The sequence below is a fragment of the Desulfonatronum sp. SC1 genome (genome assembly GCF_003046795.1).
Taxonomy (GTDB): domain Bacteria; phylum Desulfobacterota; class Desulfovibrionia; order Desulfovibrionales; family Desulfonatronaceae; genus Desulfonatronum.
The window spans coordinates 45,023-59,368 of sequence record NZ_PZKN01000027.1 but is presented as its reverse complement, the minus strand read 5'-3'; the positions used below and the strand labels follow the sequence as shown (position 1 = coordinate 59,368).

12 protein-coding genes are annotated in these 14,346 nt (G+C 51.8%); 11 read left to right on the top strand and 1 reads right to left on the bottom strand.

Annotation, left to right across the window (positions count from 1 at the left end):
* The 5 genes from C6366_RS19665 to C6366_RS14065 form a co-directional block, all read left to right on the top strand.
* Positions 1-332 (top strand): hypothetical protein (locus C6366_RS19665; RefSeq protein WP_199221520.1); only part of this gene is annotated, 332 nt, incomplete at its 5' end.
* A 32-nt stretch (positions 333-364) separates the two neighbouring features.
* A complete protein-coding gene (locus C6366_RS14080; RefSeq protein ID WP_158269794.1) occupies positions 365-964 on the top strand; it encodes a nucleotidyl transferase AbiEii/AbiGii toxin family protein in 600 nt (199 codons plus the stop codon).
* 142 nt (positions 965-1,106) lie between these two features.
* A complete protein-coding gene (locus C6366_RS14075) occupies positions 1,107-3,161 on the top strand; it encodes a hypothetical protein (RefSeq protein ID WP_146164868.1) in 2,055 nt (684 codons plus the stop codon).
* 148 nt (positions 3,162-3,309) lie between these two features.
* On the top strand, positions 3,310-4,245 hold the full coding sequence (locus C6366_RS14070) for a glycosyltransferase family 2 protein (protein ID WP_107738972.1): 936 nt from the start codon (positions 3,310-3,312) through the stop codon (positions 4,243-4,245).
* Positions 4,246-4,266: 21 nt separating this feature from the next.
* The gene (locus C6366_RS14065; protein WP_107738970.1) at positions 4,267-5,328 is read left to right on the top strand and encodes a DUF354 domain-containing protein; all 1,062 of its coding nucleotides are present in this window, start codon (positions 4,267-4,269) and stop codon (positions 5,326-5,328) included.
* An 82-nt stretch (positions 5,329-5,410) separates the two neighbouring features.
* On the opposite strand, the gene C6366_RS19360 is transcribed toward C6366_RS14065, so the two are convergent.
* Positions 5,411-5,635: a hypothetical protein gene (locus C6366_RS19360; protein WP_146164867.1), complete on the bottom strand. Its 225-nt coding sequence runs from the start codon at positions 5,633-5,635 to the stop codon at positions 5,411-5,413.
* Positions 5,636-5,955: 320 nt separating this feature from the next.
* Here C6366_RS19360 and C6366_RS14060 point away from each other — a divergent pair, with 320 nt between their 5' ends.
* The 6 genes from C6366_RS14060 to C6366_RS14035 all read left to right on the top strand — a co-directional run bounded on the left by C6366_RS14060 (position 5,956) and on the right by C6366_RS14035 (position 14,336).
* Positions 5,956-6,453 (top strand): acyltransferase, encoded by a 498-nt coding sequence (locus C6366_RS14060; protein ID WP_199221519.1) that lies wholly within the window; start codon positions 5,956-5,958, stop codon positions 6,451-6,453.
* Positions 6,446-7,417 (top strand): glycosyltransferase family 2 protein, encoded by a 972-nt coding sequence (locus tag C6366_RS14055; protein ID WP_107738967.1) that lies wholly within the window; start codon positions 6,446-6,448, stop codon positions 7,415-7,417. The genes C6366_RS14060 and C6366_RS14055 overlap by 8 nt, the downstream gene beginning before the upstream one ends.
* 125 nt (positions 7,418-7,542) lie before the next feature.
* The gene (locus C6366_RS14050) at positions 7,543-8,661 is read left to right on the top strand and encodes a polysaccharide biosynthesis protein (RefSeq protein WP_107738965.1); all 1,119 of its coding nucleotides are present in this window, start codon (positions 7,543-7,545) and stop codon (positions 8,659-8,661) included.
* Positions 8,649-9,833, top strand: coding sequence for an NAD-dependent epimerase/dehydratase family protein (locus C6366_RS14045; protein WP_107738963.1), 1,185 nt, complete (start codon positions 8,649-8,651; stop codon positions 9,831-9,833). Before C6366_RS14050 ends, C6366_RS14045 begins: the two co-directional genes overlap by 13 nt.
* Positions 9,834-10,033: 200 nt before the next feature.
* Positions 10,034-11,893 carry a glycosyltransferase gene (locus C6366_RS14040; RefSeq protein WP_107738962.1) on the top strand — a complete coding sequence of 620 codons (1,860 nt, stop codon included), beginning with the start codon at positions 10,034-10,036 and terminating at the stop codon, positions 11,891-11,893.
* A 34-nt stretch (positions 11,894-11,927) separates the two neighbouring features.
* Positions 11,928-14,336, top strand: coding sequence for a glycosyltransferase (locus tag C6366_RS14035; RefSeq protein WP_107738959.1), 2,409 nt, complete (start codon positions 11,928-11,930; stop codon positions 14,334-14,336).
* The last annotated feature ends 10 nt before the right edge of the window (positions 14,337-14,346 follow it).

Sequence of the window (14,346 nt, the reverse complement as noted above, 5' to 3'; positions counted from 1 at the left end):
AACCCATGCCCTCCCCCTCCAACCACCGCCTCGCCAGCGCCGAAACCGTTCTCCGGGAATGTTTCTGGGGCGACTACAAACTTTCAGCCCAGGACCTGTTGCACCGATTGGACGTCGGCGATCCTGGATTTGAACGCTTTCTTTTCTCGAAAATCATTGAAAACAGCAGCCATCCTTCCCGCCATTTGCGCACACTGTTTGCTCCTCGGATCATGAACGAACTGCTGCAACGCCACCTGACCCAATCCGGAAACAAGCCGCGGGTTCGACTCGTTGCCGCGAATCTCACCGACAAACACAACTTGGTTCCGGAGTTGCAGTGGAATCGCTAGATTATCCAGAACTCTACAGACTTCAAGACCGCGTGCTTGATGTTCTTTTCAGTGTCCAAACCAGTTTCTATCTGACCGGCGGAACCTGCCTCCATCGATTCCACGTCGAGCACCGCTTTTCCGATGATCTGGACCTGTTCACCAACGACAACAATTTATATCGCGAAGATGTTCGCGCGCTAATCAACGGGTTGCGGCAAGCGGGAATCGCATTTCATATCGAGGTGGATACACGGGACTTTGTCCGAATGATCGTTGAGCATGCACTCAAAATCGACCTGGTCAACGACCGGGTCTACCGTCTGGGAACCAATCTGCCCGGACCGCGGGGCATCGCCCTGGACAGCATCCCCAACATTGCCGCCAACAAAATCTGCGCGATCATGGGGCGTGACGAACCCAAGGACGTCTTTGACCTGTATTCGATCTTCACGACAACGCAAACGGACTGGCCGACAGTCATTGCCGCCGCGCAAAAAAAATGCGCATGGGACATGGAATCCCTGGAATTCCGCTTACAATCTTTCCCCCTCAACCTCCTGGACCTGCTTCCGGTCCCGGACCCAAACTTCATCACAAGCATGAAACAAAACTACCAAGACCTCATCGACTTCCTCGTCACCATCCCATAAACGCCACCTCAACCCCATCGCCCATCGCCAATAGCCCATCGCCAATAGCCCATCGCCAATAGCCCATAGCCAATAGCCCATAGCCCATAGCCCATAGCCCATAGCCCATAGCCCTTAGCCCCTAACCCATCGCCCATCACCCATGCACTCCCCTTTTCCGCAAGCCCTTTTGCTCTGTCTGACGTTCTCTCTGCCAGGTCTGGCCTGGATTTGGACTCTGCCGGACACCCTTCTGCACGATCGTCGTCACGTCAAACAGTGGTTGTACGCGGGAACGGGAGCGATGATCATCGGGATCGTTTCAGTCGGCATTTTTACTGTAATTCTCGGAGAATTCGGCTTTTTCTCACGGCCCGCGGCTTCGCTTACATGGCTGGCACTGATTTTGACGGGCCTTGGCCTCGGCCTGACAAGGCAACCCCGCCGTCATTTTTCGCTTATTGCCCAAGCATTGCCGCTGACTCTTGCCGTGCTTGTCGGAATCGTGCTCATCCTGGCCCATCCGAATCGAAGCGAATGGATAGTCGGCGGATGGGATCCCGGGGTTTACATGAACAAGGCGGCAACCTTGGAGCGGACCGGAACCTTCTATCCCTCGGATGCGTTTTTTCACGACGTTTTTACCGAGGAAGAACAGGAAGCGCTCACCAGAAAATTCAGAAGGGGCGTTGAACGCTTTCCCGGAGTGATGATCCACAAAGCCGATCAAACTCTTCGGTTCGAATTCTTTCGCGTGACCCCCTCAATTTTTGCCGCCGTTCAACGTGTCGGCGGCATGGAATCCCTCTACCGGGCGAACCTGATCATGGGGATGTTCGCCCTACTCTGCTTCTTGGCATTCGTCTGCAAAGCCTTCGGAGGCGCACCAGCCTTATTTTCAACCGTTCTCCTGGCGGCCCAGCCAATCCTGCTGTTTCACACGAATTTCCCCACAGCTGAAATCATCCACCTTTTTCTCCTTTTCGCCCTTCTTTTCGTGCTGGTCAGTCACCCCCCCACAGTGCGCGGCACCCTTCTCGCCGGTCTCCTTCTCGCGGTCGCGGTGTTGAACAGATTCAGCTTTCTGCCCTTTGCCGCGATACTTCTCTTCTGCCTCGCCGCGGCCGAGGTACTCGAGAGTCCACGAACCCCGCTCGTCACCCGGCGACTCGCCCTCATGGGTGCCTGCATGCTATCGGCGTTCATCAACTTCAAAGTCGCACCTGTATCCTTGAGCGGATGGTCGGCATCGGCCTTGCCGACCATGCTCTACACCACGGGCGCCGCTTTTATGGGATGTTTCGTGGTCGACGCCATCGGCTCCATCAAGCAGCTTCGCCAGTGGTTGCGAGACATGCCCTCCAGGGTCATTGACATTTCCGCGACACTGTTTCTTTTGACCCTCGCCGCTTCCTGGCTGCTGCGGGAATATTTCGTCAAGGCCCAAAACATGGACAACCTCGCCCGCCTCGTTCCTTATTGCGGCCTGCTCCCCATGCTCGCGGCGGGCGCGGGCCTGCTGGCAATCCTCTTCCTTCGGCCCCGTTTGGCGCCGCGGCTTTACGCGATGATCGTTTTCCTGGCCATCGTCAGCTGGTTGCTGCTTCTCGATAAACATATCGTCGACCTTTACCCCTGGGCCACCCGTCGCTACCTCCCCTATCTGGTGCCGCTGATCGCCATCTGCGCGGGATACCTTTTGGCCAAGCTCTGGCGACTTTCCTGGCCCGTTCACGCATCAAGAATTCTTTCGCTTTCGCTTTTTCTCCTCCTGCTCGCCGTACCGGCAAAAACGAGCTGGCATGCCTGGAACGCCAGACAATTCAACGGTGTGGAGGCAGCCATTTCCGAGGCCGCGAAACAGATTGAACCACGAGACTTGATCGTTGCGGACCACCCCTGGTGGGGCACCCCACTTGCCCTGCTCGCCGGGAAAAACGTTGTCGACGGCCGCGGCCTGTGGGCGGACAAGACCGGAGAACGGATGGCACTCATTGAACCCGCCCTGCAACGGGCCTCTGAACAAGGCTGGCGTATTCGTTTTTTGACGTCGACCGAAAGCGCCATGGCCATTTTCCCGGCACCCCAGGCCCGGATACAATTCGACTGGTCCGGAGAAAGATTATTCTTTCACGACGTCGTGCAACACCCGAGTGCTCGTGGTTTCCACCTCCAGGAACAAGAGGTCCGGCTTCGTCTCTTTACATGGCGGCCTTAGCGCAATAGGGAAAAGCAACCCGGTTTTCCCAAAAAAGCTTGTTGGGAAGTCGTGAACGGCCGCTCCGCCGACCACCAGGAATTTCAGCGAACAGCCAAGATAAGATTTTTTTCAACACTCAGCCACGAATTGGCGGCACGAACGTCCAATGAAGCTCATCATCCAAATCCCCTGTTTCAACGAGGAAGCCTCCCTGCCCGTGACCCTGGCCGAATTGCCCAGGCAAGTACCAGGTTTCGACACCGTGGAATGGCTGATCATCGACGACGGCTCCACGGATAAAACCATCGAAGTGGCACGCTCGCTCGGCGTTGATCACATTGTCCGGCTCCCCAACAATCGCGGCTTGGCCAAGGCGTTCATGGCCGGCATCAGGGCTTGTCTTGCACGCGGGGCGGACGTGATCGTAAACACGGACGCGGACAACCAGTACCACGCCGACGATATTCAAAAACTCGTCAAGCCGATACTGGAAGGCAAGGCCGAAATCGTCATCGGCGCTCGCCCCATCGACTCCATTGAACATTTTTCCTGGTCCAAGAAAATCCTGCAAAATCTCGGCTCCTGGGTGGTGCGGCTGGCCAGCGGCACCACCGTGCCCGACGCGCCCAGCGGCTTTCGAGCCGTTTCCGCCCATGCGGCCAAGGAACTGAACATCTTCAGCAACTACACCTATACCCTGGAAATGATCATCCAGGCAGGCCAAAAAGGCATCCCCCTGGCATGGGTCCCCGTACGGACCAATCCGGACCTGCGGCCGTCGCGCCTGATGCGCAGCATCCCCCAATACATTTTCCGCTCACTGATAACCATCATCCGCATTTTCGTGACCTACCGGCCTTTCCGGTTCTTTTTCATCATCGGCTCCTTCCTGATGATTCTGGGGATGCTGCTGGGATTGCGTTTCGCCTACTTCTTCTTCGTGGTCGGCAAGGGCGTGGGCATGATCCAGTCCTTGATTCTGGCCTCCATCCTGATCATCATGGGCTTTCAGACCATCACCCTGGCGCTCGTGGCCGACCTGATGAGCGTTAACAGGCGATTACTGGAGCGCATCGACAAAAAATTGCCTTCCAGGGACTAATTCGGTATCTGCTGGTCCTTCATGCGCTACCTGATCGACTTGCAACATCCCGCCCACCTGCATTTTTTCCGAAATCTTGCAGCACGGCTTATCGACGAAGGGCATGCGGTTCTCCTGACAGGCCGCAATAAAGACATTCTCATGACCCTGGCTGAAGAATACGGCCTGGACGTCAAGGTCCTGAGCACGGCCCGCGGTGGGCTGGCGTTCATGGCTCTGGAGGTTGTCCAGCATCAGGCCCGGCTCATGCGCATTATCCGCTCGTTCAAGCCCCACGCCATGATGGCCATTGCCGGAACCTTCGTCGGCATACCTGGTTTCCTGACCAGGACCCCCACCTACGTATTCTACGACACCGAACACGCCACCATCTCCAACCTGCTGGCCTATCCTTTCGCCACGTGCGTATATGTACCCGACTGCTACCGCAAACCCATCCGCTGGCGACATGAGCGTTACAACGGGTACCATGAACTGTCCTACCTGCATCCGAACGTCTTCAAACCCGACCCTTCGGTACTTGAGGAGGCGGGCCTGGAACAAAGCCAGACTTTCAGCATTGTGCGCTTTGTAGCCTGGGAAGCTGCCCATGACAGAGGATTGCGGGGTATGACGACGCGGAACAAGATCCGCGCCGTCACGGAATTGTCCCGGTACGGACCCGTTATCGTGGCCGCCGAGGGAACGCTGCCCCAGGAACTGGAAGCCCATCGCTGCCGGTTGCCCGCAAGCCGGATGCACCACCTGATGGCCCACGCCTCCCTCATCTTCGGCGAAAGCGCGACCATGGCCTCGGAAGGCGCGGTGCTGGGCGTGCCCGGCATCTACATCGACCCCGTGGGGCGAGGCTATACGGACGAACAGGAGCGGGACTACGGCTTGGTGTTCAATTTCACGCCCAAGAGACAGGAACAGGCCATTGCCAAGGCCGTGGACATTCTTGCCGCGTATGACCGGAACTTGTGGCAGGAACGCCGCCGCCGACTTCTCGCGGAAAAAATCGACGTGAACCAATTGCTGAACAGGGTGGTGCGAGATCAACCCCACTGGCCACCAAAGCGACAAGTCTCGGGCGGTCCGTGATTACGGGCACCTTATCCAATTCGTAAAATGCAGAAGTAACTACCTAATCTGAGTGTTGAAAAATTCTTATCCGGCAGTCCGTTCAAAAACCCCAAGTGCAAGGAGCAAGAAAAGCTATCCGGACACGTCCTGTTTCCGGCCCCTGCGGGCTGCGGCTGCGCCACATTTTCGATTGCCGTCCCGGCAATCGAATCAAGGTCGAAGCGTATTTATTCATACGCGAGAGTTTGAACTTTTTGCGGCGACGCAGCAATTGGGAGTTTTTCAACGGACTGCTATGGGTGCCGAAATACGGCAGATCAGCCATGACCTTTTAACGCTTCTGTATTCCGTACGAACTACTTCCTTGTTCATTAATGCCGCTTGGCTGTCATCCTCTGTCAATTTACACCAAGGGTTGTTTGATGTATAAGCTCAAAGATTGACAGGGGCGTTCGTTTTTTACATCTTTCGTCCCTTTCCTTCCGCTTCCTTCCGGCAGATGCGCGGAATACGCACCGCATTGCCGCAATGCGGGAACGGTTACAAAACAACATGTCAATTTCTAATTACAGCGACGTGACCCTAGGATACGCATACCGCGAAGGATGCACGCCGCCGGTTTTGGGAAGAGAACACCTACTCCGGATGGGCACGATCATCTACGCTGATGTCCAGATCGGCGATTTTTTTCAAACCGGTCATTACGTTCTCATCAGAGAACACTGCCAGTTTGGGGATCACGTCTGGATTGGTTCGCATTCAGTGATTGACGGTCAGGTGGGTATTGGCAATTTTGTGAAAATCGCTGCCCGCTGCTACATCTCTCCGCAAACAATCATTGGTTCACGGGTATTTATCGGGCCTGGCGTAATTATAACGAACGACAAATATCCCTTGAAGATGCGCGATTCCTATCGCCCGGCGGGAGCAACCCTGGAGGATAATGTCTCTGTTGGCGCGGGCAGTGTGATTCTGCCAGGCGTACAAATCGGGCAAGGGGCCTTCATTGCCGCAGGGTCGGTCGTGACTCGGGACGTGCCTCCCATGACCTTGGCCAAAGGTAACCCAGCGGTTTTTCACGAGTTGCCCGCCAAACTGCGCGAGAAGAACACCGCTTTGAGTTGGAAACAATATCTTGAATGACAACGCCGTGAGCATGACGGAGATAATCGACGCATACCAACGGGCTAGGCGGCTCTATGAAGCTGGTTCTTTCTCCCAGGCCGAAAGGGAAATCGTCCGCTATAAGTCCCTTGTAGACTATGGCAAAATGAGGCATGAGGACCGTCGTCCCCATGGCAAATACCGTCTCTCCGTGATCATTGTCTCCTATGCCCAAGGCCAGGAATTGATCAACTGCTTGGATTCGCTTCGCTTTCCAAAAGGTGTTCCCGCGGAAATCATCCTGATCGACAACGGGGGTAACGAGTCCATCCATGCGGAACTGAAAAACCGTCCTTTATTGCATTTCCAATCCCCCATCAATTTTGCACCATCAGAAGGCCGCAACATTGGAGCACATTTCGCGACAGGGGAAATTCTCGTCTTTGTCGATGATGATTGTGTCGTTGCCCCCCGGTATATTGATTCCATTCTCCTGGCGTTCGACACATTTCATTTCTCAGCCATTCGCGGACGGGTCAAAGCCAAATCACCCGGAGGGAACGCCTCCGCACCCCGTCATTACGATCTTGGAGATTATCCCTTGCCCGCGCCGTTGTTGACCGAGGGCAACATGGCTGTTTCCAAGAACGCCTACATGGCCGTGGGGGGCATGCACCCCCTGATGTTCGGGTTGGAAGGAGTGGAATTTTCTTGGCGACTTTTCAAGCGGTTTTCGGACAGAGATATTTACTACTGGCCGGGAATGATCATCCACCATGACCACGTCAACTGGGATGGCCGTATCGCAAAAAAAAAGCGACATGCTATTGCTCGGCAATATTTGAGGAAGATCATGGGCAGTCACGCCGACCTCAGGGCGCAGTACACTCGCTGGTATGACGACAGACCGGGACCATTAAAGCATTATGAGAGTCGATCCGCCTTGGCGCGGATGCGTCATGCCGTGATGGACGCGCTGGCCATTTTTCTTTACAGGAAATAAGATCGCGAAAGTGTATCTTCCTGCCGAATGTAGCAAGCAGTCGATTTGTTTCAAGTAAGTGAGCGCACTTTGCGCCGCGGATTACTATTCGCCAATGTCAATCATGCTAAAATGGAGGTTTTGCCTTGACTCATAACGCGGCCTATCTGGCGGACAAGACCGTGCTCGTGACCGGCTGCTGTGGTACCGTGGGCGCGGAGTTGGTCCAGCAGCTTCTGGAACGGTATGCCGTGGGCGAGCTGATCGGCCTGGACAACAACGAGTCCGAGCTGTTTTTCAGCGAACAGCGCCACAAGGCCTATTCCAACGCCCATTTTTTCCTGGCCGACGTGCGCGACCGGGACAAGCTGGCGCGTAAATTCAAGGGCGTGCAGATCGTCTTCCATGCCGCGGCGTTTAAGCACGTCATCCTCTGCGAGCGTTCCCCATTCGAGGCGGTGCAGACCAACATCCTCGGGGTGCGCAACATCATTGACGCGGCCTGCGAGGCAGGGGTGCAACGAGTGATCTTCACCAGTTCGGACAAGGCTGTGAACCCAACCAATGTCATGGGCACGTCCAAGCTGATGGGGGAGCGGCTGATGACCGCGGCCAACAGCACCCTGCGCGGCAAGGGTCCGGTTTTCGCTTCCACCCGGTTCGGCAACGTGCTCGGCTCTCGCGGCTCGGTCATTCCGATTTTTCGCGAGCAAATCAGACAGGGCGGGCCGGTGACCCTGACCGATCCCCAGATGACCCGATTCATCATGAGCATCAAGGAGGCTACCCGACTGGTCATTGATTCCGTGGAACTGGTCCGGGGCGGGGAGGTCTTCGTGACCAAGATGCCGGTGATCCGCATCCAGGACCTGGCCGAGGTGATGATCCGCGAACTCGCGCCCCGGTTCGGACACCAGGCAAAGGACATCCGGATTGAAAACATCGGGACCAAGCCCGGGGAAAAATTGTACGAAGAATTGATGAGCGACGAGGAGACACGACGAACCGTCGAGCTGCCACGCTATTTCGCCGTTCTGCCGGCCTTTCGCTGCATGTATCGCGACATTTGCTACGAGTATCCCGAAACCATCACCACCACGGTGGACAATCCCTACAACTCAGCCAATGAGCAGACTCTCAACCAAGAAGATCTGCATGCTTTTTTAACGGATAATCAATTGCTCGCGGAAACCGCCGAAGCCAGCCACCCGGCGGAACGGTTCTGGCCCGGGGATGAACAGGGAGGTTCGACATGCGCATCCTGATTCTCGGCGGAGACGGCTATCTGGGCTGGCCCACGGCCATGTATTTCTCCCATCGCGGCCATGACGTAACCGTGGTGGACAATTATTTTCGGCGCAATGCCTGCACCGAGTTGGACGTGGGCATGCTCTACCCCCTGCCCACGCTACAGGAGCGGGCCAAAATCTGGCACGAGCTGACCGGTCATGAAATCAAGGTGGTCATCGGCGATTTGACCGATCCGGAGATCATGCGCTCGTTGTTTAACGGCAGGGTCGTCTATCAGTGGGCCGTCAATCCGGAATTCACCGGCATTCCGGACACGGTGATGCACTACGCGGAGCAGCCGTCCGCCCCGTATTCCCTGCTCAACTACAAGTACGCCAACATCACCCTGAGCAACAATCTCCTGGTGACCAACAACCTGGTGTTCGCCCTGCGCGACCTAGCCCCGGAGGCACACGTGGTGCATATCGGGACCATGGGCGAATACGGTACGCCGAATATCGACATCGAGGAAGGCTGGCTTGAGATCGAGCACAAGGGCCGCAAGGATAAGTTTCTCTTCCCCCGCCAAGCCGGCTCTTTGTACCACACCACCAAGATCATGGACACGGACTTGATGTGGTTCGGGGTGCGCATGTGGAATCTGCGCATCACCGACCTGATGCAAGGCCCGGTCTACGGCATCGAAACCGACGAATCAGTGATCGATGACCGGCTGAAGACCATTTTCAACTACGACGAAATCTTCGGCACCGTGGTCAACCGATTCATCACCCAGGCAATCGTCGGTTATCCGCTTACGGTCTACGGCAAGGGCGGCCAGACCCGGGGCTACCTGAACATCAAGGACACCCTGCAATGCGTGGACAAGTCCGCGCAAACCCCGGCAAGGCCCGGTGAACTTCGCATCTTCAACCAGATCATGGAAACCTTCAGCGTGCTGGAGCTGGCGGAACTGACCCGCACGGTCGGCCGAAAACACGGCCACGAGGTCCATATCAAGAGCATCGACAACCCGCGCAAGGAAGCCGAGGAGCATTACTACAACCCCGCCTATCAGGGTCTGCAGGACATCGGTGTGACGCCCCACTTCCTGACCGAGGAGGTTATGGAGGGCATGTTTCGCGTTGTGGGAAAATATAAGGACAATATCCGAAAGGATGTGATCTTCCGGGGGGTCAAGTGGTGAGCGGGAGCTCCAGCGACAAAGAATTTCCACTAGGCAGAGCAGGAAGAAGTGAATCGCCTCTTGGTAACTATTATATTTACCTCATATCATGTCCCAGAAAAAGTCAGAAATTGGAAGAAAATCAGAAATCCGCCTTTATAATGTTGATGCGTTAGATCTTCAAATGTGTGCTCCCAATACTTTTTGCATGGAGATCTAGAATGGCTTACCCGGAAAGACTATTGGCTAAAACAACACATCGGAAATCAAAGGCTAATAAACATGCCGAGTCACCTTCAATGCCCATCCGTCCCGACTCCAACAAGGTTCTGGAACTCCTTGGTTACTGGTCACCGCCTGTTCCCCTCTGTATCCCGCTAAAGAAGACCCTGAATTCCAGTCTGCGCATAGCCTGCGTGGTGGAGGACAGGCTGTATCATGGTCTTCGCTTCGAGGGGCAAGTCATGCTCTTGACTCCGGCCAACTGGAAACACGTTCTCAAGTACGGCAAGCCTGATTTTCTTCTCATGGAGTCCATCTGGAACACGGCCACCGGCAACTGGCACATGGGCCAATGCCCCAACGCACCTAGCCGGAACGAACTGCTGGAGATGGTTTCCCTGGCCCGCAAACTGTCCATTCCTACGGTTTTCTGGATCACAAAGGGCCATGAATATCACGAGCACTATAAGGACTTCGCCCGGCACTTTAATCATGTTTTTTGCGCCGATCCAAAGGAAACCGAGTTGCTGCGCGCCGAAGATTTAAAGGCCGAGGATCTCTTACCCTGCGTCCAGCCAGCAATTTACAATCCGTTCCGGCATTATGAAGACTACAACGTCTTCAACCTGGACATGCTCTATGATGGCTGGGCAGACCTGGACCGGATGGCTGACGAATTAAACTTCCTGCAGGAAGTAAAGCCTTATGGTCTGAACATCATTGAGTCCAGGTACCAGATTTTTCGCAGGCGCATGGATGCCCTGCCGGAGTTCAAAGACTGCATTCTGGGTTGCGTCACAGAGCAGAGCCGTATCCAGGCCCTTAGGTATGCCAAGGCCTATATCACCCTGGACAAGACCCTCTCCACCAGGATCACTCAGCAGTGGAAGACCCTGGAGGCTGCCGCCTGCCGCTTGCCTGTGGTTCATCGCGGAAGTCTATCTGAGGATGATGTCCGCAAAGACGTGGTCATTGAATGCCCTGATCAAATGAAATTCCTGGTGGAGTTTGTCCGTTTTCGGGAAGATGATCTCTACCGGGAACGTTTGGGCCATCTTGGCTGGCGCAAGGCATTCCAGGAACACACCTTTGCCCATCGCATTAGGAAGATATGCAAAACCATCGGTATCGAGCACGACTGGGTAGAGTATCCCAAGGCCAGCCTGATCACCCCCACTTTTCGCCGAGAACATTTGCCCCGATGTCTACAAACCTTCAAGCAACAGACTTATCCGAACAAGGAACTTGTCCTGGTGTTCAATGGCGACGAACTGCCGAAACATACTGATCTATGTCTGGATAAAACAAGAGATGATATCAAGATCTCCAACGTTCCAGGCGAGATGTTCGCCGGCGCTTGCTTGAACCAAGGCCGTGCCCTTGCGGAAGGGGAATATTTCTTTCGAGTGGATGACGACGACCAATATGGGACGAATTACATACTCGATATGATATTGCAGGCCAGATGCATTGACGCTGATATATTCGGAAAGCCACCTGCTCCAATATATTTCGAAGGTGAGGATGAAATATACATGCGAGGCGATACAATCACCTTGCGCGTAATCCATCCTGAATTGTTAACGAAAAAACTATGGATCGGCGGAAACTCTTTTGCAGGCAGAAGAAAAGTATTCAGTGATTTTTTCTTTGATGACTGCAGCTTTGGAGCGGCGGACACGTGCTTTTTATATAGGATTCGCGAGAAAAAAGATTATGTTATTGCGCTAATGGATCATTTAAATCTGGTTGCCGAGCGTCGCAATGATCAGCAATCACACACATGGAAAATTAATCCGCAGGTTATCAAAAGTAAATATTTTGTAACCTACCATGATACACGGGATTATTTTTTATAGAATTAAATAATGCCAGCAAATCTGCGATGTAAAAATGAAAATTGCTTTTATTTGCGGATATCCTTTTGGCTTGCGAGGGACGCCGGGTACTTACAAATTTATTGAAATTTTCAATAAACATCATAACATCTTGGTTCTCTCTCCTCCTAAAACAAAAGACTGCATCTATAAAAACAAATCCATCCCTTTCATACCTTTGCAACAGTTTAATAAAGATGACATTTTACCAAAACATGTTATCTCAATTCTACATGCTTTCAAGCCTGACCTTTTTTATCTTTTTAACTTTCCCAAGTGGCCTTATTTTTTTGAAAAATTGAAGATCCACAACTCTTCAGCAAAGTGTATTTTAGATATAAAGACGCCCTTGCTTGCACATGGAACTATTAGAAAGGAAATCCAAGAAAAATGTAGTGCCGTTCATTTAAAATTGGATGGCATAGCAACACTTTCCGCAGAAAGTGTTCAAACATGGATTCCAAATTGTACCATAATTCCTAAGGAATACCCTTTAGGCATAGATACTCGCTTATTCAAGCCTAAAACTGATAAAAAGCGAGACATCCCTAATTTGAAATTTGTTTTTATTGGCACATTACATGAAAAAAGAAAAATTATTACATTGATCCAGGGTTTTTGTGATTTTTCCAACAAGAATAACGATTTGCCAAAACTTGATATCTATGGCTCAGGTCCATTATTCAAATTACTAGAGGAATACATTCATAAAAACAATATACAAAATATTATCAAACTGAAAGGATTAATGAGTCAAACTGAACTGTACTCGATACTTCCTTCTTATGACGTAGGCATAGCCTGGGTACCAGTAGATTTATACAATAATTCTCCATCATTGAAGTTGATAGAATATATCGCTGCTGGCCTTCCAGTTATTGCCACTTGTACTGATGCGCATCTAAAATTATTATCTCAAGGTTTTCATTTTAACATATGTGGAGACAATCCTGCATCATTATCAGAAGAATTAAATTCATTTCTAAACTATAATATCGATAACAAAACAGTATCAAACAACATTGACCTTGTTCATGCATTTGACTACGATATCATATTTAAAAACAATATTATTCCTTTTATTAATAATATAATGCACAGCAAAAACAATATGCCAGAACAACATGACAACCCTATATATGCCAATAATGATATTGATTTTGCTGATAAACATATAAAAACTTATGATTCAGCACATGATACTATACAAGATAACAAATATAAACTAAAAATTATTATTCTTGCTGAGATGCTTGCTGCGGGCAAGGGTGGCGCTGAACGTGTAGCCATGGAACTAGCTGACGAAATGACCAGACGCGGCCATCTTGCCTACATCGCTTACCAGAACAAGGGAAAAATAGCTTATACCCCCAAGAATAATGTCGTACTCTTACCCTATAATGATTTAAAAATTTTGAAGGATCAAATAAATCATATCGATCCAGATATTTTTTTTGTTTTCTATTTTAACAGAAAGTTAATAACCTTCTACTCCCTAGTCCATGGAACAAAAATCCCATTTGGTATGCAAGAATGTACCAATCCAGTTCGCTTATGTACAAACAACTGGTGTAGTATATTTGGGAAATCACAATCTATGTGGGAGCGAGAAGTCATTGCTTCCGGTGCTACACGAATTCGCTTAACCATGCCTGGATATACTCACTCCTTTCCCGAATATATCCAGCCTAACGTCTACGCTTTCCCCAATCCAGCCTTTCAGCAAAACATATTGGCGTCCCCTGTCGGCACATCGGAACAGCGTAAGATAATTCTCAATGTCAACGGTTTTAAACCAAATAAAAACCTTATAACATTGGTCCAAGCCTTTTTTCGTCTCTGTGGCGATTTCCCGGATTGGGATCTCAAAATCATTGGGAAATCACTGGACGACAAAAAGCCACATAACCGTGACGTTCTCCACTTCATCGAAGAAAATGGCTTGCTCAACAGGGTGTGGATCGAAGGTCCAACTGACGATGTTTATGCTCATTACGCATCCTCGCACATACATGTCATTGCATCCTTGAGCGAAGGATGCCCGACGGTTGTCCTGGAAGCCATGTCAGTAGGCTTGCCCAGCATTGGATTTGCCGACTGTAGCGGGACAAACGAGCTGATCAGGCACGATCAAAATGGCCTGTTGGCTTCAACTGAAGACAGGATTTCTGGTTTGGAAAATGAACTGCACAAGCTCATGTCTTCCGCTGACATTCGTTGCCGTTTAGGATCACAAGCATTAGAGGATTCAAAGCAATTCGATCCACAAAAAATTTATGACCAATGGGAACAGCTTTTATACGAATCTGCTGAATATAAAAAGGATCCCAAACGCCTGTTTCGTGAGCAAATGACGATTGATCTGGAACGGTCAATGCATGCACGACGAATGCGGGAAAAGCTGATGCAAAATATAGAGATTTGATGGAGGAATC

Bases quoted from the DNA above. Each gene is read 5' to 3' on its own strand.
- C6366_RS14075 (WP_146164868.1), top strand. From the start codon at position 1,107: ATGCACTCCCCTTTTCCGCAAGCCCTTTTGCTCTGTCTGACGTTCTCT.
- C6366_RS19360 (WP_146164867.1), bottom strand. From the start codon at position 5,635: ATGGCTGATCTGCCGTATTTCGGCACCCATAGCAGTCCGTTGAAAAAC.
- C6366_RS14065 (WP_107738970.1), top strand. From the start codon at position 4,267: ATGCGCTACCTGATCGACTTGCAACATCCCGCCCACCTGCATTTTTTC.
- C6366_RS14045 (WP_107738963.1), top strand. From the start codon at position 8,649: ATGCGCATCCTGATTCTCGGCGGAGACGGCTATCTGGGCTGGCCCACG.
- C6366_RS14040 (WP_107738962.1), top strand. From the start codon at position 10,034: ATGGCTTACCCGGAAAGACTATTGGCTAAAACAACACATCGGAAATCA.
- C6366_RS14060 (WP_199221519.1), top strand. From the start codon at position 5,956: ATGGGCACGATCATCTACGCTGATGTCCAGATCGGCGATTTTTTTCAA.
- C6366_RS14035 (WP_107738959.1), top strand. From the start codon at position 11,928: ATGAAAATTGCTTTTATTTGCGGATATCCTTTTGGCTTGCGAGGGACG.
- C6366_RS14070 (WP_107738972.1), top strand. From the start codon at position 3,310: ATGAAGCTCATCATCCAAATCCCCTGTTTCAACGAGGAAGCCTCCCTG.